General features: G+C 39.5%; 25 protein-coding genes. 2 read left to right on the plus strand and 23 right to left on the minus strand.

Going from position 1 to position 26,115, the window contains the following annotated elements; all coding sequences use genetic code 11:
• Positions 1–137 precede the first annotated feature (137 nt).
• The gene (locus IGI79_RS09605) at positions 138–2,483 is read left to right on the plus strand and encodes a transglycosylase domain-containing protein (RefSeq protein WP_065096318.1); all 2,346 of its coding nucleotides are present in this window, start codon (positions 138–140) and stop codon (positions 2,481–2,483) included.
• A 226-nt stretch (positions 2,484–2,709) separates the two neighbouring features.
• Here the strand turns inward: IGI79_RS09605 and ccpA are convergent, their stop codons facing one another.
• Complete coding sequence (ccpA, locus tag IGI79_RS09610; protein WP_023520019.1) at positions 2,710–3,711, minus strand: catabolite control protein A; 1,002 nt, start codon at positions 3,709–3,711, stop codon at positions 2,710–2,712.
• Between the two features lie 213 nt (positions 3,712–3,924).
• On the opposite strand from ccpA, the gene IGI79_RS09615 reads away from it, so the two are divergent.
• On the plus strand, positions 3,925–5,028 hold the full coding sequence (locus tag IGI79_RS09615) for an aminopeptidase P family protein (RefSeq protein ID WP_019724319.1): 1,104 nt from the start codon (positions 3,925–3,927) through the stop codon (positions 5,026–5,028).
• Between the two features lie 714 nt (positions 5,029–5,742).
• On the opposite strand, the gene IGI79_RS09620 is transcribed toward IGI79_RS09615, so the two are convergent.
• From IGI79_RS09620 to prfB, 22 genes are all read right to left on the minus strand, one after another.
• Positions 5,743–6,171: a GNAT family N-acetyltransferase gene (locus IGI79_RS09620; RefSeq protein ID WP_195339232.1), complete on the minus strand. Its 429-nt coding sequence runs from the start codon at positions 6,169–6,171 to the stop codon at positions 5,743–5,745.
• A gap of 94 nt (positions 6,172–6,265) precedes the next feature.
• Positions 6,266–6,829: a YtxH domain-containing protein gene (locus IGI79_RS09625; protein ID WP_410300576.1), complete on the minus strand. Its 564-nt coding sequence runs from the start codon at positions 6,827–6,829 to the stop codon at positions 6,266–6,268.
• Between the two features lie 2 nt (positions 6,830–6,831).
• Positions 6,832–7,275: a DUF948 domain-containing protein gene (locus IGI79_RS09630; protein WP_010734932.1), complete on the minus strand. Its 444-nt coding sequence runs from the start codon at positions 7,273–7,275 to the stop codon at positions 6,832–6,834.
• A gap of 124 nt (positions 7,276–7,399) precedes the next feature.
• The gene (gene galU, locus IGI79_RS09635; protein ID WP_010734931.1) at positions 7,400–8,332 is read right to left on the minus strand and encodes a UTP--glucose-1-phosphate uridylyltransferase GalU; all 933 of its coding nucleotides are present in this window, start codon (positions 8,330–8,332) and stop codon (positions 7,400–7,402) included.
• A gap of 22 nt (positions 8,333–8,354) precedes the next feature.
• Positions 8,355–9,368 carry an NAD(P)H-dependent glycerol-3-phosphate dehydrogenase gene (locus IGI79_RS09640; protein WP_066025304.1) on the minus strand — a complete coding sequence of 338 codons (1,014 nt, stop codon included), beginning with the start codon at positions 9,366–9,368 and terminating at the stop codon, positions 8,355–8,357.
• Between the two features lie 43 nt (positions 9,369–9,411).
• Positions 9,412–10,242, minus strand: a complete 831-nt coding sequence (gene lgt, locus IGI79_RS09645; protein ID WP_023520023.1) for a prolipoprotein diacylglyceryl transferase — start codon at positions 10,240–10,242, stop codon at positions 9,412–9,414.
• Positions 10,243–10,256: 14 nt separating this feature from the next.
• Positions 10,257–11,195 (minus strand): HPr(Ser) kinase/phosphatase, encoded by a 939-nt coding sequence (hprK, locus tag IGI79_RS09650; RefSeq protein ID WP_010734928.1) that lies wholly within the window; start codon positions 11,193–11,195, stop codon positions 10,257–10,259.
• A 229-nt stretch (positions 11,196–11,424) separates the two neighbouring features.
• Positions 11,425–11,781: a phage holin family protein gene (locus IGI79_RS09655; RefSeq protein WP_104776162.1), complete on the minus strand. Its 357-nt coding sequence runs from the start codon at positions 11,779–11,781 to the stop codon at positions 11,425–11,427.
• Positions 11,781–12,086, minus strand: coding sequence for a PspC domain-containing protein (locus IGI79_RS09660; RefSeq protein ID WP_010734926.1), 306 nt, complete (start codon positions 12,084–12,086; stop codon positions 11,781–11,783). Before IGI79_RS09660 ends, IGI79_RS09655 begins: the two co-directional genes overlap by 1 nt.
• 152 nt (positions 12,087–12,238) lie before the next feature.
• Positions 12,239–13,810 (minus strand): daptomycin-sensing surface protein LiaX, encoded by a 1,572-nt coding sequence (gene liaX, locus IGI79_RS09665; protein WP_104776161.1) that lies wholly within the window; start codon positions 13,808–13,810, stop codon positions 12,239–12,241.
• Between the two features lie 111 nt (positions 13,811–13,921).
• The gene (locus tag IGI79_RS09670) at positions 13,922–14,680 is read right to left on the minus strand and encodes a YibE/F family protein (RefSeq protein WP_438845907.1); all 759 of its coding nucleotides are present in this window, start codon (positions 14,678–14,680) and stop codon (positions 13,922–13,924) included.
• The gene (locus IGI79_RS09675) at positions 14,680–15,726 is read right to left on the minus strand and encodes a YibE/F family protein (protein ID WP_019723340.1); all 1,047 of its coding nucleotides are present in this window, start codon (positions 15,724–15,726) and stop codon (positions 14,680–14,682) included. Before IGI79_RS09675 ends, IGI79_RS09670 begins: the two co-directional genes overlap by 1 nt.
• A 344-nt stretch (positions 15,727–16,070) precedes the next feature.
• Entirely contained in the window at positions 16,071–16,757 is a 687-nt protein-coding gene (gene phoU / locus IGI79_RS09680; RefSeq protein WP_010734921.1) for a phosphate signaling complex protein PhoU, read from the minus strand.
• Between the two features lie 12 nt (positions 16,758–16,769).
• Positions 16,770–17,528 carry a phosphate ABC transporter ATP-binding protein PstB gene (gene pstB / locus IGI79_RS09685; protein WP_438845908.1) on the minus strand — a complete coding sequence of 253 codons (759 nt, stop codon included), beginning with the start codon at positions 17,526–17,528 and terminating at the stop codon, positions 16,770–16,772.
• A gap of 15 nt (positions 17,529–17,543) precedes the next feature.
• Positions 17,544–18,350, minus strand: a complete 807-nt coding sequence (gene pstB, locus IGI79_RS09690; protein WP_065096312.1) for a phosphate ABC transporter ATP-binding protein PstB — start codon at positions 18,348–18,350, stop codon at positions 17,544–17,546.
• 14 nt (positions 18,351–18,364) lie between these two features.
• The gene (gene pstA / locus IGI79_RS09695; protein ID WP_065096311.1) at positions 18,365–19,249 is read right to left on the minus strand and encodes a phosphate ABC transporter permease PstA; all 885 of its coding nucleotides are present in this window, start codon (positions 19,247–19,249) and stop codon (positions 18,365–18,367) included.
• The gene (gene pstC / locus IGI79_RS09700; protein WP_034687410.1) at positions 19,249–20,169 is read right to left on the minus strand and encodes a phosphate ABC transporter permease subunit PstC; all 921 of its coding nucleotides are present in this window, start codon (positions 20,167–20,169) and stop codon (positions 19,249–19,251) included. The genes pstA and pstC overlap by 1 nt, the downstream gene beginning before the upstream one ends.
• 115 nt (positions 20,170–20,284) lie before the next feature.
• Entirely contained in the window at positions 20,285–21,139 is an 855-nt protein-coding gene (locus IGI79_RS09705; RefSeq protein ID WP_065096310.1) for a phosphate ABC transporter substrate-binding protein PstS, read from the minus strand.
• 347 nt (positions 21,140–21,486) lie between these two features.
• A complete protein-coding gene (gene cls, locus IGI79_RS09710; protein WP_010734915.1) occupies positions 21,487–22,935 on the minus strand; it encodes a cardiolipin synthase in 1,449 nt (482 codons plus the stop codon).
• A gap of 225 nt (positions 22,936–23,160) precedes the next feature.
• Positions 23,161–24,045, minus strand: a complete 885-nt coding sequence (gene ftsX, locus IGI79_RS09715; RefSeq protein WP_278250555.1) for a permease-like cell division protein FtsX — start codon at positions 24,043–24,045, stop codon at positions 23,161–23,163.
• The gene (gene ftsE / locus IGI79_RS09720) at positions 24,038–24,724 is read right to left on the minus strand and encodes a cell division ATP-binding protein FtsE (protein ID WP_010734913.1); all 687 of its coding nucleotides are present in this window, start codon (positions 24,722–24,724) and stop codon (positions 24,038–24,040) included. Before ftsE ends, ftsX begins: the two co-directional genes overlap by 8 nt.
• A 110-nt stretch (positions 24,725–24,834) precedes the next feature.
• A protein-coding gene (prfB, locus tag IGI79_RS09725) for a peptide chain release factor 2 (protein WP_195274237.1) occupies positions 24,835–25,933 on the minus strand; the annotation gives its coding sequence in 2 pieces (ribosomal slippage) (positions 24,835–25,860 and positions 25,862–25,933; 1,098 coding nt in all).
• Between the last annotated feature and the right edge of the window lie 182 nt (positions 25,934–26,115).

Genomic DNA, 26,115 nt, shown 5'->3' on the forward strand with positions numbered 1-26,115 from the left:
TACAAAATAACTAGAAGAATTTTTAATGTTTTCTCAAAACCAAAGGTCAAATAAGACACAAAAAAAGCCATGTCTGTTTTTTTGTTCTATTATTTGCTATAATTAGCGAAATAAAACCATTAGTTGAGGTGAAACCTTTGCCACGTAATAATACACGAAGAAAACAAGCACGACGAACAAAAGAAAAGTGGTTTGTTCCTAAGGTCATTTTTCGCGTTTTTCAATCATTAACCGTTTTTATCATGGTTCTTATCATTCTATTCGCTGCATTAGGTGTGGGAGTCGGTGCCGGCTATTTTGCGTATCTAGTTGAAGATACAAAGCTACCTTCCAAATCTGAGTTACAATCTGAGTTAGGCAATATAACCGAAACATCAAAACTTGTTTATGCCGATAATACAGAGATCTCGACGATCCAAACTGATTTGATGCGGACAACCGTCCCTTCAGATCAAATGTCGCCTTATTTAAAATCTGCGATCATCAGCACAGAGGATGAATATTTTGAAGAACATAAAGGCTATGTTCCTAAAGCGGTGATCCGAGCACTTTTCTCTGAAGCAACTGGAATCGGCTCATCTGGAGGATCAACGCTGACACAGCAGTTAGTCAAGCAACAGATTTTGACCGATGAAACAACCTTTAAGCGTAAAGCAAATGAGATTTTATTAGCTGCTCAAGTCGAGAAACATTTTACAAAAGACGAAATCATCTCCACTTATTTAAATGTTTCGCCTTTCGGAAGAAACAATAAAGGCCAAAATATTGCCGGTGTCCAAGAAGCTGCGCAAGGGATCTTCGGTGTCAATGCGAGCGATTTATCCTTACCACAAGCGGCATTTATCGCAGGTTTGCCACAAAGTCCGATCACCTATAGCCCTTATACCAATACAGGTGCATTGAAAGAAGACCTTACTGCCGGCTTAGAAAGAAAAGACATCGTGCTATTTAGCATGTATCGTGAACACCAAATCACAAAAGAACAATATGAAGAAGCAAAAGCCTATGACTTAACAAAAGATTTCTTAGGTCAACAAGTGGCAGAACAAACTGACCGTGACTTCTTATATTACACGGTCATGAATGCCGCGACCGATATCATTGCTAGACAATTGGGAGAAAAAGATAACGCAGATCTATCCGATACAGACGTCTACAATGCCTACTATCAACGTGCAGAACAAACGATCCAAAATCAAGGCTACACGATTCATTCAACGATCGATAAAGGCATCTATGATGCGATGCAAGCAGGTGTTGCCAATTATGGTTACTTACTTGATGACGGGAAAGGCACGCCTGTTGAGACCGGTAATGTTCTGATGGATAATAAAACTGGGCGAGTTTATGGATTTGTAGGTGGTCGTAATTATGCGCTGAACCAAAATAATCATGCCTTTGATACTCAAAGACAAGCCGGTTCATCGATCAAGCCGATGTTGGTTTATGGCCCAGCGATCGATATGGGCTTAGTTGGTTCAGAATCACGTGTTTCTGACTATGCAACCACTTGGCAAGAAGGCTCAAATGCCGGAGAAGATATCGTCAATGCGACGAATAAAGGATCAAATACCTTCCAAACGGTTCGTGAATCATTGGAATGGTCGAACAATATCCCTGCTTACCATTTATATCAAGATGTTTTGAACAATGGCGGCTCAAAACAATACGCCTACGAAACGTATCTATCAAAAATGAACTATCCTGCAAATGCTAACTGGGGCGTTGAATCGGCACCACTGGGAACAGTCGATGTCACCACTCTTCAACAAACCAATGGCTTCCAGGCATTAGCAAATAATGGCGAATTCCAGCAAGCGTATATCATTGATGCAATCACTGACAACGAGGGGAATGTCATTTATCAACACGAAGTTAAACCAGTGCGCGTCTTTTCCGAAGCCGCAGCTTCGATCGTCAATGATATGTTGCGTAGCGTTATCAATGAAAAGATCACCACACCATTCAAAGATGATATCACTAGTCTCAATGGCAGCTTAGGTCAAGCGGACTGGATCGGTAAAACTGGTTCAACGAATGATTACCGAGATTCGTGGTTAGTTGTCTCCACACCCTCTGTCACGATCAGTAGTTGGGCAGGACACGATGATAATACCGGAATGGATGCCCAAGCAAGATTGCGTTCATCCAAATATTTAGCAAATTTAATCAATCAAGTGTATCAAGTAAACCCAACGATTTTTGGTACCGATCAGAAATTCACACTTGCTTCTGATGTGAAGAAAGAAGACGTTTCTGCCTTCACAGGACAATTACCTGGAAAAGTGACCGTTGACCGAAGATCGATCAATACACCTAGCAAAACTGTCGAGTCACTTTGGGCAAAAAATGGTCCTGAGAAAAGCACCTTCAAATTTGGTGTAGGTGGAACGGATGAAAATTACAAAGATTACTGGAATACTGTCGGAACATTCGAACGTGAAAATCCACAGAACAAAGAGGATGACAAAGACGACGATTAACAAAACAATCTGAGTCCACTACTCTTTCTCAAAAAAAAAATGAGTCAGATCTTGATAAATGATATCAAGATCCGGCTCATTTTTTATTCGTTTTTACTTATCTTTGGTGAAACTTTGCCCCTGTTATTTCCATAAAAAAGTAGCTGAAACGACGATTCTTTGTCATTTCAGCTACTTTTAGTTATCGTTTTATTTGATCAATCGCTTGATGTTTATCTCAATCGATTTATTTCGTTGAACCTTTTTCTTCAATTCCATAAGGTAAGATGATTGTTTTTTCTTCTACTTCTTCTTTGTTCATCATTTTTGTCAATAGACGCATTGATACCGCACCTAAGTCATATAATGGTTGCGTAATACTTGTCAAGCGTGGGCGAGCAACTTCAGTCAATAAAGAGTTATTACTTGTGATGATCTCAAATTCTTCTGGTACTTTGACACCACGGTCAATCAAGCCATCTAAAATACCGATTGCTAGTTCATCATCCGTTACATAAACAGCAGTTGCTCCACTATTGTGGATACGTTCTACTAATGACAAGCCATCTCTAAAATTATAGCTTGATTCAAAGATCAAACCTTCACTATAAGTCAGTCCGTTTTCTTTCAACGCTTCTTTGTAGCCTTTCAAACGGTTTTGGCCATTGATCGGGTCAATCAATGCACCACTTACAAAGGCAATTTTTTTATTGCCGTTTTTAGCTAATTTAGTCACTGCATCTTTTGTCGCTGAAGTATAGTCGATGTTGACACTTCCTACTTGTTCGTCTGGATCGATCGAACCAGCTAAAACAACTGGAGTTTTTGAACGTGAGAATTCGCCACGGATTTCATCTGTGATATGATGCCCCATGAAAATCACACCGTCAACTTGTTTGGCTAAAAGATTGTTCAGTACGTTGACTTCTTTTTGGTCATTTCCGTCTGAATTTGCCAAAATGATATTATATTTGTACATCGTTGCCACATCATCGATCCCACGTGCTAATGAAGCAAAGAACATATTGCTGACATCTGGGATGATGACCCCAACCGTCGTTGTTTTTTTACTTGCAAGACCACGAGCTACAGCATTTGGTCGATAATCTAAGCGGTCAATGACTTCCAATACTTTTTTTCTTGTAGCTGGTTTTACATTTGGATTCCCATTGACAACACGTGAAACAGTAGCCATCGAAACATTTGCCTCTCTCGCTACGTCATAAATAGTGATAGTTTGTTTTTCCATCGTTGTTCTCCTATTCTGTTTTTATATCTTTTCTGAAAATACGATTTACATTTCTAAAACAGGATATCAAAGATTGACAGAAATTGCAACCGTTTTACTAGCGTTTTCATGAAAAAAATCACCTTTTTCACTTTTAGTCAATTGGTCTTTTTTTACAAGAGTGGTACAATGAATTATCGAAACATGCCATAAATGCGAAAGAAGGATGTCCAAATGAATCTTGAAAAAATCAATGAATTACGCCAATGGATGGCTCAAAAAGAAATCGACCTTGCTTATATCAGTGATCCAGGTCATATCGCCTATTTTGCTGGTTATGAAAGTGAACCCCACGAACGTGTACTAGCTCTATTTCTTCCACTTGACCAAGATCCTTTCTTGTTTACACCAGCGTTAGAAGTAGAAGATGCACAAAATAGTTCTTGGGCCTATGATGTCCGAGGTTATCTTGATAGTGAAGATCCTTGGCTATTGATCGGGCAAGAGATCCGCACCCGTTATCCACAAATAAAAACGATCGGGATCGAAAAAAATGCGTTGACGGTTGATCGCTTTGACGCGTTATCGCAACAAATGACAAGCAGCGTCCGATTTGCTGACCTGACTCCAGTCATCCAACGTCTGCAATTGATCAAAACAACAAAAGAAAAAGAGCAATTGATTGCGGCAGGAAAATGGGCAGATGTAGCTTTTGAAATTGGTTTTCGCTCCATCAAAGAAGGCGTAACGGAACAAGCAATTATTGCTGAAATCGAATATCAACTAAAAAAACAAGGGGTATCTCAAATGTCTTTTGACACGCTGGTTTTAGCGGGGACAAATGCAGCAAGCCCTCATGGAACACCTGGAAGTACTACGATCCAACCAAATGAACTTGTCTTGTTCGATCTAGGCGTCGTATGGGATGGCTATTGTAGTGATGCGACACGAACAGTTGCCTTCCAAAAACCGACAGAATTTCAAGAGAAAATCTACCAAATCACGCTTGAAGCCCAATTAGCAGCTCAAGAAGCTGTTCGTCCAGGCGTCACAGCCGCTGAACTTGATCAAGTCGCACGTAACGTCATTGAAAGCTACGGCTACGGCGAATACTTCAATCATCGTCTAGGTCATGGTATTGGTACAACGGTTCATGAATATCCCTCACTAGTGGCAGGCAATGATCTAGTGATCGAAGAAGGCATGTGCTTCTCATTAGAACCAGGTATTTATATCCCTGATCAAGTAGGCGTAAGAATCGAAGATTGCGTCTATGTCACAAGTGACGGTTGTATCCCTTTTACAACAACACCAAAAGAATTATTAGTGGTGGAGTAAGGTTGTGAAAGAAGCGTTCAGCACTGAGTAATAAGACAGAACCATCGAAAATGGCTTTTTCATTTTTGATGGTTTTGGCTTATTATTGAAGTGTTGCTTCTTGAACACCGTTCATCGAGGTTGTGAGAAAGCCGTTCTGCTCCGAGTATTAAGGCAGAACTTGGGAAAATAGCTTCTCACATTTTTTCAAGTTTTGACTTAATATTGAAGGAGCTGGCTTTCGAACACCGTTTATCTAGGTTGTGAAAGAAGCGTTTTGACCTGAGCAGTAAGATGGGAAATCAGAAAATAGCTTTCCATATTTTTTGATTTCTCAGCTTAATGTTGAAGGTCAGCTTCTTGAACACCGTTTATCATAGGTTGTGAAAGAAGCGTTCAGCACTGAGTAATAAGACAGAACCATCGAAAATGGCTTTTTCATTTTTGATGGTTTTGGCTTATTATTGAAGTGTTGCTTCTTGAACACCGTTCATCGAGGTTGTGAGAAAGCCGTTCTGCTCCGAGTATTAAGGCAGAGCTTGGGAAAATAGCTTCTCATATTTTTTCAAGTTCTGACTTAATATTGAAGGAGCTGGCTTTTGAACACCGTTTATCATAAGTTGTGAAAGAAGCGTTTTGACCTGTAAATAAGCGATAACCCAAAAGTAGAAACTATTTTCGGGTGATCGCTTATTTTTTTAGTTGCTTTTTCTGATATCCGTTAGTTGTCGATACCTATTCATTTGCTATTTGTTGCTTTAAATAGAATTTTGTTGTGCCAACAAAAGGCATATTTTCCACCGAAGCAAACACCTCAAAGCCATGCCTTTCGTAGAACTCTCGAGCTTGATAATCTTGCGTATTGACGGTCATATACAAACACTGGTTTTCCAATGCTGTTTGTTGAACCGCTTCTATTAATTGCGATCCGATGCCTTCGTGACGGTACGATTGATCTACGCCGAGCAATGATAGATGCAGGGTATTTCCAAATAAAGATGCCACTGCGCCACCGATCCACTTCTCATTCTTAGATGCACTGATTGAAATGGTTTGAGTTGTTAAGTGTTCATTTGTAGAAAATGATTGCATATATTGTTCGTTCAGCAGACCAATGATTTTCTTTTCTGTTTCTTCGGAATCGCTTTTCTTGATCTCAATCATTTATAATATCCTCTCCACGTAAGATTAGAGAAAAAAGGACACGAATCAGGTTGTTTCCTGATCGTGCCTTTTCTTGCTCACTTTTTAGTGTTGCTTATTTAAATGTATCTTTTAGATCTTCTTTCGCAGTAGCTGTATCTTCTTTTGCCATCTCAGACAAGATTTTTGCATCTTCAGCTACTGGTTTAGCTTCGTCAATGCCTTCTTTTACAGTACTACCTGCTTGGTCTGCTGTATCTTTGATGTCGATCATGATGTCTTCTTTCGCAGCAGCTGCTGTGTCGCCTAAATCAGCAGCTGATTTTTTGAAACGATCAGATAAATCAGCTGATTGTTCTTTCAATGTCACTAAAATATCTTCTGATTCGTCTCCTGCGTCTGCTGTTGCGTCTGAGACTGTTTGTTTGACATTACCAGCTAAATCGCCTGCTTGTTGTGAAAGATCATGCGCTTTGTCTTTTGCGATACTTGTCAATTCAGTTGATTTTTCTTTTGCCATCTCTGTATAATCAGAAGCCATATCTAGAAAATCATCCGCTTGTGCTGCTAATTCATCACGTAATTCTTTACCTGATTTTGGTGCAAGTAGCAATGCTGCCACTGCTGCGGCTGTACCACCAATCACTGCACCTAGTAAAAATCCACCTTTTTTTGCCATGATTATTTTCCTCCTGTCGTATCTGTTGTTGGTTTTTTATGTTTAAAGAATTTCACTGCAGTCCCACCGACTTTGCTGGCAACAGTTGCTTTTGCTGTTGTTTTACCGATGCCACCAACTTTTGTAACGATGTGTTTGCTTGAAGAATTCAATTCTGATACACTCTCGCTCAAATCAGCGACAGCTGTAAATAAAGGATCGATCGTTGCTACTTTTCCGTTGATATCATTCAACAATTCGTTGCTTTTCACTAACAAGCCTTCGACTTGTCTCGATAAAAGATCAACATCTTTGGTAACGACTTCAATCGTTGTGTTTGCTTCTGTTACTGTTTGTTCTGCTTTTTCAATCGTTTTTGCTAATCGAATCAATACACGTACTAGAAAGACCACAAGTATTGCAAAAGCAATTGCTGCAATCAAGCCAGCAATTTCTCCAACTGTCATAATCAAGCCTCCTTCTCCTCTTCTTGCTATAAGGATAGCATTTTCATATTTTTTAAACAAATAAAAAATAGCAAAAAGCTTCAACTACCTACATTTTGATCAGCAGCTGAAGCATCTCGCTTGTTTACTTTTTGTTAGTTGGTTCAGAAGTTTCTGTTGATTGATTGAAAGATGAAGGCGTCTCTGCTGCTAAAGACTTGCCTAATGATAGAATGTATTCTCTTAATGGTCCACCCACTTCTGGATGTGTCAATCCATATTCGATGCTTGTTTTCATAAAACCAAATTTGTCGCCGACATCATAACGTTTACCCGTAAATTTACGTGCGAATACGCGTTGTGTCTTATTCAATGTATCGATTGCATCGGTCAATTGGATCTCATTACCTGCACCTGGTTTTTGCTCTGCTAACACATCAAAGATTTCGGGTGTCAATAAATAGCGTCCAATAATTGCTAAATCACTTGGTGCTTTACTTGGTTCAGGTTTTTCAACAAAATCTTTGACATTGAATAAGCCGTCTTCTAGTTCTTCTCCTGGATTGATGATCCCATATTTAGATGTATCTTTGTGTGGTACTTGCATCACGGCGATCGTTGAAGCATGTGTACGCTCATAATCGTCGATCAGTTGTTGTGTCAATGGGATTTCATCTTCCATGATGTCATCGCCTAACATGACAACAAACGGTTCATTTCCGATGAATGCTCTTGCTTGCAACACAGCATGTCCTAACCCTTTAGGATGCGATTGACGAATAAAATGAAGGTTTACATCCGTTGTTTCTTCCACTAATTTTAGCAATTCAGTTTTTCCTTTTTCGCCTAAGTTCGTTTCTAATTCGATATTTGAGTCAAAATGATCTTCAATTGGGCGTTTTGCTTTCCCTGTGACGATCAAAATATCTTCAATCCCTGATTTTAACGCTTCTTCTACGATAAATTGAATCGTTGGTTTATCAACGATCGGCAACATTTCTTTTGCCATCGCTTTTGTTGCAGGTAAAAATCTTGTTCCTAAACCTGCTGCTGGAATCACTGCTTTTTTTACTTTCATTTTTTTCTCTCCCTTAAAAATGTTAGTGAAATTCATTCTCTTTTTTGCCATCGCGCAACATGATCTCTGTCGCTGCTTCATTTATGTTCTTGTGCTCATATAGCACTTCATAAATCGTTTGAGTGATCGGCATCTCGATCCCCATGGTCTCAGCTAACTCTTTAGCAGCTCGTGTGGTCTGGACACCTTCCACGACCATGCCCATATTATCCAAGACTTCGCTTAATTCATGGCCTTGTCCAAGCAGATTACCGGTACGCCAATTTCTCGAGTGGATACTTGTACAAGTGACAATCAAATCACCGACACCGCTCAGTCCGATGAAGGTCAACGGATTTGCTCCCATAGCAACACCTAAGCGGCTGATTTCTGCTAATCCTCTTGTCATGATAGCTGCCTTTGCATTATCCCCAAAACCTAAGCCATGGATTGCACCTGCACCGATTGCGATAATGTTTTTTAAAGCGGCACCCATTTCGACCCCAATGACATCAGGATTCGTATAGATTCGGAAATAATGATTCAAAAATAGTGTTTGAACAAATTTAGCAGCATCTGCTTCCGTGCTTGCAGCAGTGATCGTCGTAATATCGTGACGAGCCACTTCTTCTGCATGACTTGGACCCGATAAAACAGCGATTGCTTGTCTCTTTTCTGCTGGGATCTCTTCTGCCAGGACTTCTGAGATCCGCTTGTGTGTTCCTTGTTCTAAGCCTTTACTTGCATGGATGATCACTGGTTTTGTTTGCAAGACCTCAACGAGTTCTTGACATACAGAACGAATCGCCTTAGTCGGTACAACGAACAAAACAGCATCTACATCAGAAACAGCCTTCGCCATGTCCGAGTATGCGATGATCGTTTTGGGCAATTGGTGTTTTGGTAAATAACGCTCATTGGTATGCTTTTGGTTGATTTCATTAACCTGTGAGGCACGGTGACTCCAGAGTCGAACGTCATGACCATTTTCAGCAAGCACTTGTGCTAATGCTGTTCCCCACGAGCCAGCACCTAAAACCGCTACCCTATATTTCATTTTACCACTCCTGCAAATTTTTTCATTTTTTTCGACTTGGACTTTAGATAATGAATTGATTTTTCCCTAAAGATCGGTCGTAATCTGGTAAGTTGCCTTTTTTCCGACGCCAGATGAATAGAACGATTGCTCCAATGAATAGCACAGCAGATAAAAGCTGTGACACACGGATCGTATCTAAAAAGTAAAGACTATCCGTTCTCATTCCTTCGATGAAGAAACGACCAAAACTATACCATATCAAGTAAAGCAGTGCGATTTCCCCTTTTTTCAAAAGATGCGTTTTCTTCCGTAGTAATAAGAGGATGATCACGCCAATAAGGCTCCATACTGATTCATAAAGGAAAGTTGGCTGTCGATAGATTCCATCGATATACATATTATCAATAATAAAATTCGGTAAATATAGACTTTCTAAGAAACTCCTTGTTGTATCTGGTCCAAATGCTTCATGGTTCATGAAATTTCCCCAGCGCCCAATTGCTTGTGCTAATAAAACACTAGGTGCAGCAATGTCCAAGAACGTCCAGACATCAATGAAGTGATATTTCGTGTAAAAATATAATGTGATACCGCCTGCAATCAGACCACCATAAATCGCTAGACCGCCTGAACGGATATTGAATATTTGAATCGGATTTGCAATATACTGTGGTAAATCGAACAAGATGTAATACAAGCGTGCGCCAATGATCGATAGCGGTAATCCCCATAACATAAAGTCAGTGACGTCTTCTGCTTTCATTCCTACCCTTACTGCTTCTCGACTGCTTAACCACATGGCGATGATAATGCCTGAAACAATGATCAATGCATACCAGTAAATAGGAACTCCTAAAAGGTCAAAAGCGACCCGATTGATTTGTGCAATCATACTTTCACTCCTAGCTATTGTCCGTTTGAATTTTCTTCGATCAAACGGCTCAATCTTTCTTCAAATGTCTTCGTTGCATCGAATCCCATCGTTTTCGCACGGAAATTCATCGCAGCAACTTCAATGATGATCGCGACATTTCGTCCAGTTTTCACAGGTATTTTGATTTGGGGAATACCTACTTCCGCAATTTCAACAGAAGTATCTTCAGACCCTAAACGATCGTATTTTTTCTCTTTTGCCCAAGCTTCTAAGTAGACAGCTAATTGGACTTGCATCGATCCTCTGACTGCACTGGCACCAAAAAGATTCATCACATCAATGATCCCGATTCCGCGAATCTCAATCAAATGTTCAAGGATTTTTGGTGGCTCTCCAATAACAGTTAGCTCATCTTGTTGATACACATCCACTCGATCATCTGCAATCAATCGATGGCCTCTTTTGATCAGTTCTAACGCTGTCTCACTCTTCCCAATACCACTATCTCCTTGGATCAAGACACCTAGTCCATAGACATCGACTAAGACGCCGTGAACACTTGTCCTAGGTGCTAATCGTCCATCTAAATAACTTGATAACTCACCAAGTAAACGTGAGGTTGAGATCGGCGAACGCAAAACGGCCATGCCATGTTCATTTGCTGCTTGAATCATTTCTTCTGGTGCAGCTAAACCTCTAGAGATGATAAAGGCTGGCATGTCTTCACTGCATAAACGACGCATGATCATCAAACGCTCTTCCGGCATCATCCGTTCTGCGAAGCTGATTTCTTTGCTCCCAAATAACTGTAGTCGATCATGCGAATAATAATTAAAATAACCGGTCAATTCCAGTCCAGGTCTGGAGATATCACCGGTTACGATGACACGATTTAAACTTTGCTCGTCACCAGTGACGATTTCTAATGATAGTTTTTCTACTAATTGGCTAACTTTTACCATTTCTGCCATTCGTATACCTCATTTCTATTAAACTGTTCTCTTTTATTTTATCATTCTATCGGTAAAAGTACTACCAATAAAAAAAACAAGGGATATCCTTTTCATTACACTCGTTTTTTTTGGCAAGCACCCATCAAGAAACCGCTATCATTTCTTTGGAAATAAGAAGAGGAAGCGACAATTGCCACTTCCTCTTTCCACTTATTTGATTGTGCTTTATTGTCCTTTGCATTGTTTTCTAACGATTCCTGTTCATATTACGATTGCTAACGATGATATTTACGAATGACATGATCACTGCAATCATTATAGCTGATCCAAATGACGAAAAGCTAAAATTAGCAGCTCCTACAAAGAAGGAGGTCATTTGTAAAATCAATGCGTTGATAACAAAAGTGAATAATCCAAACGTCAATAAGGTAAATGGAATCGAAAAAAACATAATGAACGGCTTGACGAATAGATTCAGCACAGAAAGAACAAAGCTAGCCACAACTGCGGTCCAAATACTATTTACAAATATCATATTTGGAAAAATAACTGCCAGAGAGATAAACGTCAGCGTACTAACAACAATACGTTGAAGATAAGACATTAAAAGTCACTCCATTCGTCATCGTTGATTTTCTCTGCCTCTTTTCGTTTATTCGTTTGTTCTCTGTAGTTATTTTTTTGATAATAGTCGTTGTCATGTCCATAACGACGTTGATTATTCTTTCCTGAAGGCACAAGCAAAGCCAACAGAATGTATAAAATAATTGGGCTTCCAAATGCAACTAAACTTAAGAAGACGTAAATGACACGAACAACTGTTGGATCAATCCCAAGATATTCAGCAATCCCGGCTAAAGTACCAGTCAATACAATATTTTTATTTGATTTTGTCAACTTTTTTTTCATTTTCTTTCACCTCTGTTCTCCTATTTTAATTGAAGAAAGATGCTAAAACAATCTTACTTCGGAAGATTTATTGAATAACAAACCGATTGTTTGTTTCTTATAAGTATGATTTTCGCTTCGCCTTCCTCTTTCAGAAGGTCGAAGCGAAAAAATTATTTATCTGTATCTTTTAAATAGATACTACCTGTTGTAGTAGACAATTCAATTTTCGCCATTTCATTTTCAGAAACGCGACGGAATTCTAACATTTGATTCGTGCGCTCTTTCTTTTCACGGATCACTTCATAATCAGACAGGCGGCTATTGATACTGCCGAGACTTGTTTTTGCATGACCGTCCATACCGATGGTTGTTGGCAATGCAACTTTGACGTTACCATTGACTGAGCTTGCTTCGATTTTCTTCAAACGATCTTCTTTCACTGTCAAACGAACATCCCCATTGACTAATGAAATCGCTAAGTTTTCTGGTGTTGCGCCAAAAGTAACTGTCCCGTTGACTGTTTCAATGATTGAATCTAAAATATCTCCATTACGGACATCGATATTCCCATTGACTCCACCAATCTCAAGCATCGTTGCAGCCATTTGCTCAACCAAAATATTACCGTTTGTTGATTTCATGTAAATATCTTTTACATCTAAATCTTCAACTACAATATTACCATTGAGTAATTTGATTGCTGTATGGTCATACATGCGTTTTGGTAAGTAGAAGACTAAATCGGCACGTACACGTTTGTTCGGGATTTGGAAAGAAATGTGTTCATCATTGACTTCGATTTGGCTGCGTTCAGCAAAAGCTTCATAAGGCTCTGCACCCATTTTTCCATAAAGCTTGATTTTCGCTTCGACTTTTACGTCTTCGCTATCCCAAGTTTTCAAGGTGACATTCCCATTAGCCGCTTTGATGTCGATAATACTTGCTTGTGGCGCGCTATAGTAAAATTCGTGTTCAAATTTAGTTGTAGCGATCCCAGGTACTCGTAAGCTGACATCTTTCCATTCCATATTGTCATTCACTGTTACGGAAACATTTTGGAAGGTTTTCTTTAAGAATTTACCTAGTTGACTCCCAGCTTCAGTCATTTTTTCGCCGACTTGGTTCAATGTGTCATTTGCTTGTTCTTTCCAATCCTCTGGCAAGTCAAATTTCTCAGCAAAGGTGTCTTTTTTCTCAGACCATTGGTTTTTACGGATATCTTTTAATTCAGCTTCAAGCTTGATCCGCTCTTCAGATAAGAGATCTCCGGCTGCTTCAAGTTCTTTGACTTCTTGCTCCAATTGCTGACGTTGTGTCAATTCTTCTTCTGTTAGTTGATCCAACTCTTCTTTTGTATTCAATTGCATCAATGTTTCCTGTTTTTCATTGCGTGCAATTTTATTTTCAAAAAGTTTTGCGTTGACTTCATCTAAGTGAGCAGAAGTTTTGTTCGCTTCAGTCGCCAATTCATCTAAGATTTTTTCTAGATTCTCTTTGTCTTCTTGTTCTTTTTGTCTTGGATCTGGTTCTACTGCTTCACGTTCAGCTTTGCCATTTTCAAGTTCATCGATCAAACGACTTGCTTCATCTTTTTCTTTACGATCAGCATGTACACGATCTGCCTCTTTTGCGATTTGCTTTTCATCTTTTTCAGTTGCCATACTCTCCAATAGGTCTAAACCTTCTTCAGTTGAAAGGATGCCTTTTTTAACTAATTCTAAAATACGTTCTCTTTCTTTCATGGAAATTGCCTCCTTATAGCAAAAATTGTTTGCAAGCTTTTCCTTACATACATATTATGCAATGATTTGAAGAAAAAGTCATAGGACTTAAGTTGTAACTTTCTCTCATTCTTAGGATGATTTTTTCTGTCGAGTAAATAAAATTGAAGAAATGACTGATGTTATCGGTAAAACAAGGATCGCTGCGCTTGTCGTGACTACTACAGTTACATACTCCAAAACGAACGTTTTTTCGTTGATCAACTGGCCAAAAGACAATTCTAGATCAATGAACCACAATATCAGGGCTAAACAATTTCCCATAAAAGCAAAAACCAAGGTCGTTACTGTTGTAGCTAAAATTTTTCTGCCGATCCGTATACTCGATTTTACTAATTCCCGATAGCTTTGTAATGGATCTCTCAGATATACTTCATACGTCGCACTAGCGATGGACACACTTGCATCTAATACGGCTCCACTCACACTGATCAATAAAATTGCTCGCGTCAATGCGAAAAAATCCAAGGGTACATGCAAATCGAACCCTGTCAGTTCATCTAATTCAATCCTTGTAAACCCTTGGATCGCTAATTCAGAAAGAAACGGCGTCACCACTAAGAAAACCACTAAAAAAAGTAATACACTAAGAAAAGCTGCTTTCATCTTGAGATTATAGCCATTAACAAAAAATAATGTGACACTAGTGATCAGTAAAAATATCACGATGGCACTTGGTAATATTGGCAACCGAAAATGATAGAGGATTAATAGAAGGAAAAACAACAGGACGTTGATGAACAGACCTAAGATCGTATAGAGCCCATTTTTCCCACCAACCAGTAAAATCAATAGCACTAAGAGAAGCGCTAAGAGCAAAAGTACATTCATTAAATCGCCCTCCGATACTTCAAATGGCCTAAATAGCATAAAAGTGTAATGGGAATCGAAAGGACAATGCCTAGACTTCCGCTGATCACACGTAGCAATTCCAACGAGAGATGTAGCTCAATCGCATCTCTCAAGGGCCAACCATTGTTAAAGTAAACAAGTAACATCGGGATCGTCCCACTGACGTATACGAATAGTAAGATATTCGTCATGGAGCCAATTACATCTTGTCCTACCATTTGACCAGACTGCCACAATCGTTTCATCGTTATTTTTGGTTGTTTACTCACCAACTCATCTAAAGTCGTCGTGACTGTGACGACTGTATCCAATACCCCACCTGTCATCCCTACTAATAAACTAGCTAAAAAAACGGAACGATACGGTCGAGTCAAGTAACTCATTTCCTCATAACGTAATCCTTGATCGTTCAAATAATCCATTGCGAACAAACAAATTAGAAAAGCTACACCTACACTCGTCATGGTTGCGACGATTTTTATCAGTCCACCTTGTTGCCAACCATCTAAGGCAAAAACGCAAATGACCGTTCCTAGAAAAACAAAAAGGACGCTCGTCATCACCAAAGATATCCCTTGGATCTGCGTGAAACCTTGAAGAAGTAAAATCAATAACAAGAGATTGAGCCCTACACTGATCAAAGTGAATATGCCTGCTTTTCCGCCTACGAATAAGAGCGCGCAGATAAATAAACTTGTAAAAAGGAATAACCATCCGTCATTCTTTTTGCTGAGTATCTGCCATTCATCCCCGATTTTTCGTACGAGATAAAGTTGATTCGTCTTAACTTTTGCATGTTCGATCTGATTTTCTTGGTGCGGAATAAACAGAGTGAGTTCTGTTCCTTTCGCTTGCGTATTCATCAATTCTCCTTTGATTACTTGTTGTTCATTTTCTAGCGATACTTGCTGTACTTGCATGATTGGGTCTTCGTACCATTCAGTGGCATGTTGGATTACCCATGCGGCCACAAAACAACTACAAAGAATCAAACATTTGATCAATAATCGATTTTTTTTGTACATACGCCTTCCTTTCAGAGGTTGTGAAAGAAGCGCTCAGCACTAAGGCAGAAGGCAGAAAAATCGAAAAATGGCTTTTTCATTTTTGATTTTTTGACTTATATCCGAAGTTTTGCTTCTTGAACACCGTCTATTCGTTTTTAGAAGGAACAGGATATCTAATGTACCCGATCCTTAAAATTTATGAAATGGATAACAACAAACAATTAATCATCACCAAATCTCGAATAATTGTCTTCTATATTAATAAAAAAGCCAACTTCCAAAAATATATCTCTCTTTTCGGAAGTTGGCGCTTATTTCTCAGAAATACTGATCAGCATTTGACAAAAATCAGCGAATGATTTTTATCTTTGATTAGTCTCTTCGTTATGATTTGTGTTCAACTCAGTGATTTTACCTGTAGCTAGATACACGATCCATTCACAGATATTTGTTACGTAATCACCGATCCGCTCTAAATAACTTGCTACGTTGACATAGTCCGTTCCACTGATAACAGTTTCGGGATTTGCTTGCATATTTTTGATCGTTGCATTGTAGATCCGATTGAAGGATTCATTGACACGATGATCCATGTTTGCAATCGTACGTGCGTCCTTTTCATCTGTTTTAACGTAAGCGACTAAGACATTATCTACCATTTTTTTGACATAATCAGACATATCAGAGATTTCTTTTTCGATTTCAGGAATTCTTGTTTCTCCTTTAAGACGAATCGTTGACTTGGCGATTGATACTGCGTGGTCAGCCATACGCTCTAAATCTGAACTTGCTTTCATGACTGTGATGATCGTTCGTAGATCAGTTGTCACCGGTTGTTGCAAAGCAATCATTTCAAAACTTTTTTTCTCTAATCGTGTTTCCATATCATTGATTGTAATGTCATTTTCAATTACTTCTTTTGCAAGAACTTTGTCGTGTTTTGTATAAGAGCGCACTGATTTATGCACGGCATTACTAACCATCATTCCCATTTCGTAAAATTGATTATGAAGGTTCAATAATTCTTCTTCAAATTGTGTTCGTAACATCCTCTTTCCTCCTTATCCGAATCGTCCTGAAATATAATCTTCCGTTTCTTTTTTATCAGGATTCATAAATATTTTTTTCGTATTGTTGAACTCGATCAAATTGCCATCTAAGAAGAAAGCTGTTTTGTCTGAGATACGTGATGCTTGTGACATATTGTGAGTCACAATGATCATCGTATAGCGTTCTCTTAACTCTAATAACATACTTTCTATTTTACCAGTAGAGACTGGATCTAAGGCACTAGTTGGCTCATCTAATAAAATAATTTCTGGATTGACAGCTAACACACGGGCAATACACACTCGCTGTTGTTGTCCACCTGATAAAGACAACGCACTTTTATGCAATTTATCTTTGACATCTTCCCAAACAGATGCTGCTTTCAAGCTCTCTTCTACTACTTGGTCTAACACTTTTTTGTCTTTTTCACCTTTGATTTTCAACCCATAAATGACATTTTCATAGATGGAAAATGGAAAAGGATTTGGTTGTTGGAACACCATACCGATTTCTTTACGTAGCCCAACGATATCCGTTTTAGGACTGTAGATATCATTGCCCTTGTAAACGACACTACCAGTGATCGTTACACCTGAGATCAAATCATTCATACGATTCAATGAACGTAAATAAGTAGATTTCCCACAACCAGATGGTCCGATCATTGCAGTGATCTCGCCTTTATTGAAACTTAGATCAATGCCTTTCAAGGCTTCTTTTTCCCCATAATACAGATGAAGATCTTTTGATGAGATAATTTCTTTTGTCATAGCAAGTCCTCCGTCTTAACCAAAATGACCGGACACATAGTCTTCAGTTGCCTGAATCTTAGGTCTAGTAAATATCTTATTCGTCTTGTCATACTCGATCACATTTCCAAGATAGAAGAACGCAGTATAATCGCTGATCCGGGCAGCTTGTTGCATATTGTGAGTCACAATAATAATCGTATAATCTTCTTTTAAGTTGACTAACGTTTCTTCAACAGTCCCAGTTGAAATCGGGTCTAACGCACTCGCTGGTTCATCAAGCAATAAAATATCTGGTTTCATCGCAATTGCACGAGCGATACAAAGACGTTGCTGTTGTCCACCTGATAACGCCAAAGCACTTTTATTCAAACTATCTTTGACTTGATCCCATAATGCCGCTTGCTTCAAACTAGTTTCGACGATCTCATCTAGTTTTTGTTTGTTTTTCTCACCATGCTGTTTCAAGGCAAACGTAATATTGTCATAGATTGATTTACTAAAAGGATTCGGACGTTGGAACACCATGCCGATTCGTTTGCGCATTTCGTAAACGTCGATTTGTGGTGCATTGACATCGACATCTTTATACATGATCTTTCCAGTGATCTTCGTGTTTGCGATCCCATCGTTCATTCGATTCAATGAACGTAGATAAGTGGACTTCCCACACCCTGATGGTCCGATCAATGCAGTGATTTTATTCTTTTCAAATTCAAGATTGACACCTTTAATGGCTTCGTTATCGCCATACCATACATGCAAATCATCTGTATATAGCGCGATCTCTTTTTCAGCGCCCATTTTGATGATGTTGGTTTCATTCATATTATATTCTTTCATTCTGCTTCTTCTCCTTAAGCTGAAGTCATTTTACGGTGCAGACGTTTTCCAATTGCTCGAGCACCAAAGTTGAATAGTAACACAGCGATGATCAATACTGCAGAAGCTCCTGCCGAAACGGAAACCCCATCGGGCATCGTTCCTTCTGTATTGATTTTCCAAATGTGGACAGCTAGTGTTTCAGCTTGTCGGAAGATACCGATCGGGCTGGAAATGCTAAATGGATTCCAGTTAGTGAAATCTAAGGCTGGCGCACTTTGACCAGCGGTATAGATCAACGCTGCGGCCTCACCGAAAATACGACCAGAACTCAAGATGACCCCCGTCAAAATACCTGGTGTCGCTTCAGGAACAACGACACGAAGCACTGTTTCCCAACGAGACAATCCTAGAGCTAAACCAGCTTCACGTTGTGTATAATGAACAGCTTGTAAAGATTCTTCGACTGTCCGAGTCAATAAAGGCAAGTTGAATACGGTTAATGCCAAGGCACCTGAAATGATCGAGAACCCATATTGGAATTGGATAACGAAAACCAAGAAACCAAAGAGACCGACAACGACAGAAGGCAATGAGCTAAGAATCTCAATGGATGTGCGGATGATATCTGTCAACCAGTTTTTACCTGCATACTCAGACAAGTAGATTCCTGCACCCAGTGAAATCGGAAAACTGATGATCATTGTGATGATCAGTAAATAGATAGAGTTGAATAATTGGATTCCAATTCCTCCGCCAGTTTGATACGCTTTTGACGGTTCAGTCAAAAATGCCCAAGAGATATGTGGAATACCGCGAACTAAGATATAAAGAAGCAACGCAGCGAGGATCAGGACGATGATGCCTGAAATCACATATAAGACACCTGTTGCTATTTTATCAGAACGTTTTGCATTCATTATTTCAATTCTCCCTTCTTACCAATCAAGCGGATAACGATATTAAAGAATAATGACATCAAGAGTAGGATCAAGGCTAGAGACCACAACACGTTGTTTTCAACGGTACCCATGATTGTATTTCCGATACCCATCGTCAAGATCGATGTCAGCGTTGCAGCTGGAGTAGTAAAGCTTGTTGGCATCAATGCCGCATTACCGATAACCATTTGGATCGCTAAGGCTTCACCAAAGGCACGAGCCATCCCAAAGACGATAGCTGTCAAGATTCCTGGAATTGCTGCGCGTAAGACTACTTTATATGTGGTTTGCCATCTCGTTGCTCCTAATGCAAGAGAAGCTTCACGATAGTGTCTTGGTACGGCTTTTAACGCATCGACTGTCATCGTCGTAACCGTTGGTAAGATCATTACGAACAACACAAATGTTCCGGCTAAAATACCAAAACCCGTTCCGCCAAAAATGCCGCGAATGAATGGAACGATGACGGATAGACCGATAAACCCATAAACAACTGAAGGAATACCTACAAGTAGTTCAATGACCGGTTGTAAAATCTTTGTTCCGTTTTTCGGAGAGATTTCTGTCATGAACACAGCTGCTCCGATGGCAAAAGGTGTTGCAATGATCGCAGATAAAAAAGTAACGATAAACGAACCCGCGATCATTGGTAGAGCTCCTACCATTGGTTTTCCATCCGGCCCGAGTGCGCTCGGATTCCAATTTGTTCCAAATAAGAAATCAAAAACATTGATTTTATCAACAAAAAAGGTCGCTAACCCTTTGCTGGCAACAAAATAAAATATTGCTAAAACAACCACTACAATCAATGCAATACATAAAAAGCTGATAAACTTTCCACGTTGTTCCATTTTCGAGCGCTTGGATTTAGTTACTAGTGCTTTTTTTACATCTTCCACAGATGATTCCTCCTTGGTCCTTTAACATACCTATACAGTCTACTAAGCGAATATCAATTTGATTTTAATAACATGTAAATTTTTTGCTAACTTTGTAAATTTTGTGTAAAGATGGTTAATTCACCACATTACCTTCCCAATCGCGTTCAACTTTCATACTCGACACTGGAATATAGCCTAAATCTCCAACAATATTTTTTTGCACTTCATCTGATAAGATATAAGCTAAAAAGTCTTTCGTTAATTGACTTGTCTCTTTTCGCGTATACATATGCTCATAAGCCCAAATCGTCCAATCATTTGTTGTGACATTCTTGTCTGTTGGCTCGACTCCGTCGATTTTCAGTGTATCCACATCTTTTGATACATAAGAGAATGCGACATAGCTGATTGCTCCTGGGGTATCCGCAACGATTTGACGGACCATTCCACTAGAATCTTGTTCTTGGGAACGAATCGCTGTTTCACCGTCTAAGACCCATTTTTCAAAAGTTGCTCTCGTTCCACTACCTGCTGCACGGTTCAAGATCACGATTGGCTGATCTTTCCCACCTAGTTGTTTCCAGTTCGTCAATTCTCCAGTAAATACTTTTTTCAAGTCTTCCATCGAAATGTTGTCGATGCCGACTTCTTTGTTGACAATTGGTGTAATGCCCACTACTGCTACTCGATGGTCGATCAGTGCGGACGCATCGATCCCTGATTTCTCCTCTGCGAACAAATCAGAATTACCGATCTCAACAGCGCCTGATTGGACTTGCGATAAACCAGTACCACTTCCGCCACCTTGTACATTGATAAATTTGCCGGGATTTTCTGATTGATATGTCTCAGCAACCGTTTCAACTAAAGGTTGTAAAGCGGATGATCCCACCGCTGTGATCGATTCACCTTGGTCGACCAGGTTTGAACACCCAGACATTGTTATAATTAGTGCTATCATTGGTAATAATAATCGTAATTTTTTCATTAGAAATCTCCTTCAATCCTAAAGTATTTCCATTTTAACATTTTCGCTATTACTTGAAAATCAATTGATTTTATTAAATAACAAATAATTTAATTTAATTAAAAAAAATACTATCTCAATAAATTTTTCTATGCTATACTGGCATTGAAATGTGTCTCTGTACCAAGCAAGCATTAACTTATTTCTTGCTTTCCCCAAAAAACAAGAAATACCCCAAAAGTTAATTCCCGCTCTTGCGAGACGCTTTCTCCATTTCTTGTAATAAAACTACAGAAATGGCCCCGATAGAAAAGGACATGAAAATCTGCTCTTATGAGTCTATTTCATGTCCTTTTTTGTTCAGTTTTTTACAAGAGTGGCGAAACAAGTCGAGCCAATCCCTCTTTTAGCTTGATCATCCAGCCCCGAGCCTCGTAACGTTCTTTTGTCAAACGCTCAGAAACTTTTGCATCTTCAAAAAATGCCCCTCGCACTTGAGTTGCGAGCCGTTCGTCATAGATCAGTGTATTGACCTCAAAATCTAAACGGAAAGAACGAACGTCGATGTTTGCTGAACCTACGGAAACGATTCCGCTATCGATGATCATTGTCTTCGCATGAATAAATCCATTTTCATAAGTTTCGATGACAGCACCATATTCGATCAATTCAGCAGCAAAAGAATACGTTGCCCAATAAACTAATGGGTGATCTGGTTTATTGGGGATCTGCAAATGGACCTTCACACCGGATAACAATGCCAATTTCAACGCTTCATGGATTGATTCATCTGGAATATAATAAGGCGTTTGGATCAAGATCTCCCGCTTGGCCAGTGAGATCATTTTAAGGTACGTCATTTTGATTTGTTCATGTTCTGAGTCTGGTCCACTCGTCACGACCTGTAAGGCAATCTCACCGGTTGATGCAATACTTGGGAAAAAGCGCGCCGCATAATGCACTTCTTTGGTATGTTGAGAATTCCAATCCATCAAAAAGCGATTTTGTAGCGCATAGACTCCTTCACCATAGATACGCAAATGATTATCTCGCCAATAACCAAATTTTTGCACGAGACCTAAATACTCATTTCCCACATTGAATCCACCTGTATAACCAATTTTCCCATCGATTACTACGATCTTTCGATGATTCCGATAATTGATTCGCGGGTTCAGATAAGGAACAAAAAGCGGAAAAAAGAAAGCAACTTCTCCACCAGCTTCTTTTAACTCATGGAAAAACTTGGTTGAAACTTCCGTCGATCCCCACGCATCTAGTAAAACTCTTACTTGTACCCCTCTGCGAGCAGCAGAAGTTAATGCTTGGCAGACCTCGATCCCTAAGCTATCGCTGCGATAAATATAATATTGTAGATGGATGTGGTCAGTTGCCTGTTCAATATCCTCGATCAACCGGTCAAATTTTTCTCTGCCATCGGTGAACAGCGTCACATCATTGCTTGTGGTATACAGTGTGCTTTCTCCAACAGTTAACATATAAATCAACTGTTTGACATCCACTTGTCCAGTCGGAGGATGTGGGTATAATCCCCGCATCAATGCCTGTCGATCCTCTTCGATCTCTAAGTTCTTACCGATCTTTCCTTGAATCTTCAAATCAAATATCTTATCTTTTGAAATCCCACGTCCAAAGAAAATGTAAAGGAAAAAACCTAGTATTGGGATAAAAGTCAATACAAGTAACCATGCCCAAGTTTGAGCAGTTTCTTTTCTTTCGGTAAAAACGATCACTAAAGATAATAATGTGTTCGTAAGCAGTAAGATCGTCGAAAAATTGTCAAAAATAATATCCATTGCCTCACCTCTTATCCGGCTATCCTCCTTAGGATAGCGAAGTTGTTTTTTAAAGTAAAGAAAAACCACTGATTTGTCTACCAGAAAAACCGACTTCCTTAGAATACTATAGATAGACAGGAAAGAGTAAGTTTATTTTTCTATAAAATAGATTTTTCGAGAATGAAAATTTTTACAAAAAAAAACCAGCAGGATCGCTCCCACTGGTCTGCTTCATATCTTTGACTAAAATTTCAAGAATCTTCTCATTGAAATAATCGAACCTAATGAACCAATAATGACACCAATACCGGCCATCAATGCGTCGATTTTCCAAACGATATCCTGTGGCTGTATCAATGAGTAATTTGAACGCAACAAGGTTGGGTTGAACAATTTGTAGATTTCCTGATACCCAAATGTGAGAATCAAAACAGGAATAATGGCTCCAATCAAGCCGATCCAACCTCCTTCAAGGAAGAAAGGCCAACGGATATAGCCATTCTTGGCACCCACTAAACGCATGATCTGGATCTCTCTTTGACGTGAAATGATCGTGATACGAATCGTATTTGAGATCAAGAACATCGCGACAAATAATAGCAAGGCAGCTGCTGCTAATCCCCATGTACGTACTGCCGCAGCAATATCAAAGATTCGGTCAGACGAAGTGCCACCATAATCCGAACGGAAAACATTTTTCAACTTCGCGGCTTCTTCAGAAACTTCTTTAGTATAAGAAGGTTGTGTCGTTGTTACAACGTATACATCGTATAACGGATTGCCGTCTCCCTCAAACAAACTCCAAGAATCACCCATTTGATCTTGGATTTTCTTTAATTCTTGGTCTTTACTTGAAAATTCAACTTTGTTGACGTGTTCAAGTTCATTCAATTCTTTTTCGAGTGTTTTCATATCTTTCTCATTCGTCCCGATATCAACGAACACAGAAACATCTACGTTACCTTCGATGTCTTCGGCTAATTTAGTCGCATTCATGATGATTGCCATAAATACACCAACCAAAGTCAGTGTGATCGTCACCGCACTGATTGATGCGATGGTCATCCAACCGTTTCGTTTTAAACTTTTGATACTTTCTAATAAGTGGCGGAAAAAGGTTCTAATCATCGTATCCATATTCCCCTTCCGCTTGGTCACGAATAATCCGGCCATTTTCAATGGCGATTACGCGGTGACGAATTGTATTAACGATCGTACTGTTATGTGTAGCCATCACAACAGTCGTTCCTTGCGCATTGATCCGATCCAATAACTTCATGATTTCCCATGAGTTTTCCGGGTCTAAGTTTCCTGTCGGTTCATCTGCAATCAATACTTTTGGTGTATTCACGATTGCTCGAGCAATCGAAACACGTTGTTGTTCCCCACCTGATAATTCACTTGGGAAAACACGTACTTTATGTTTCAAGCCGACTAAGTCTAAAACTTCCATGACACGTTTTTTTATGTCACGAGGTTTTCTACCGATGACTTGCATCGCATATGCGACATTTTCATATACTGTTTTTCGAGGTAACAATTTATAGTCTTGGAAAACTACTCCGATTTCTCTACGTAAATAAGGTACTTCACGATCTTTGATATTTATCAGATCATGGCCAGCAACGTTCAACGTTCCTTTCGTTGCTTTTTCTTCTCGGTACATCAATTTGATGAATGTAGATTTACCAGCACCAGATGGTCCTACTACATAAACAAACTCTCCTTGGTCAATGACGATCGAGAGATTTCGGATAGCTGTGGTACCATTTGAGTACTTCTTCATTACATCCTTCATTTCAATCATGGCGTTCTCTCCATATCTTTTCAGTCTTTAGTCATTATAGCATGGGAATGTTTCAGCTTGCTTTCGAAATCTTACAATTTTATTTCAATTTACTACTAATCGTAAGCATACTATATATGCATTTTTAAATAGCCATCGATGAATGGGTCTAACTCGCCATCCATCACCGCTTGGACATTTCCAGTTTCCACATTGGTCCGATGATCTTTGACCATCGAATACGGATGGAAAACATAAGAACGGATCTGTGAGCCCCAGCCGATTTCCATTTGTTCCCCACGTAATGCAGCTGCTTCTTGTTCTTTCTTTTCAACTTCCAATTGATAAAGTTTTGCTTTCAGCATCCCCATCGCTTGTTCACGGTTTTTTAATTGTGAGCGTTGTGCCTGACTGGCAACGACCGTTCCTGTTGGCAAATGCGTGATCCGTACAGCAGATTCTGTTTTGTTGATATGCTGTCCACCCGCTCCACTTGCTCGGTAAGTGTCGATCTTCAAATCATCAGGATTGATCTCGATGTCGATCATGTCATCTAATTCTGGCATGACATCGACCGAACAGAATGACGTATGTCGACGTTTCGCCGAATCAAATGGCGAGATCCGAACCAGACGGTGAACGCCTTTTTCTGATTTCAAATAACCATAAGCATTATGCCCTTTGATCAATAATGTCACACTTTTGATTCCAGCTTCATCACCAGCCTGGTAATCTAACATTTCCACTTGGTAGTTGTGTTGCTCTGACCAACGGGTGTACATTCGTAACAACATACTTCCCCAGTCTTGAGATTCTGTTCCCCCAGCACCTGGATGCAGCTCGACGATGGCGTTATTGCGGTCATAAGGTCCGTCTAGTAACATGGCTAATTCGTAAGTCGTCATCTTTTCAGCTAACGCACTGATTCGCTCTTGTGCTTCTTCTTGCATTTGCGCATCTGGCTCTTCTTGTAACATTTCCACCATCAATTCTAGTTCTTCTAGCTCTTGTGCGAGTTCATTGAACTGATCATAGGTTTCTTTGTTTGCATTATTTTCATTGATCACTTTTTGTGCAGCTTCACTATCATCCCAAAAACCTGGTTCAGCCATTTTTGCTTCTGCTTCAGCAATATCTTCTTCCAGCTGATCTAAGTCAAAGAGACCCCCTAAAACTTGTGACTTTCTCTTGCATTTCGGTTAGGAGGTTTCGAATTTCAGAAATTTCCATTTCGATTTCCTTCTTTCTGTCTAATCTTCATTGTTTAGTCTACCAGAATCTTGAACGAACAGAAAGAATAAGATGCGACAAGCTTGCCACTTTCCCTTTTTCATTCCGTTCTTAATGGTAGTGTGTCCCAAAAGTAACCTCTTCGGAAATAAGGTGGAATCCACAAAAATTCAACGAACGAT

The sequence above is a fragment of the Enterococcus sp. AZ084 genome, assembly GCF_051714905.1.
GTDB lineage: Bacteria > Bacillota > Bacilli > Lactobacillales > Enterococcaceae > Enterococcus_B > Enterococcus_B pernyi.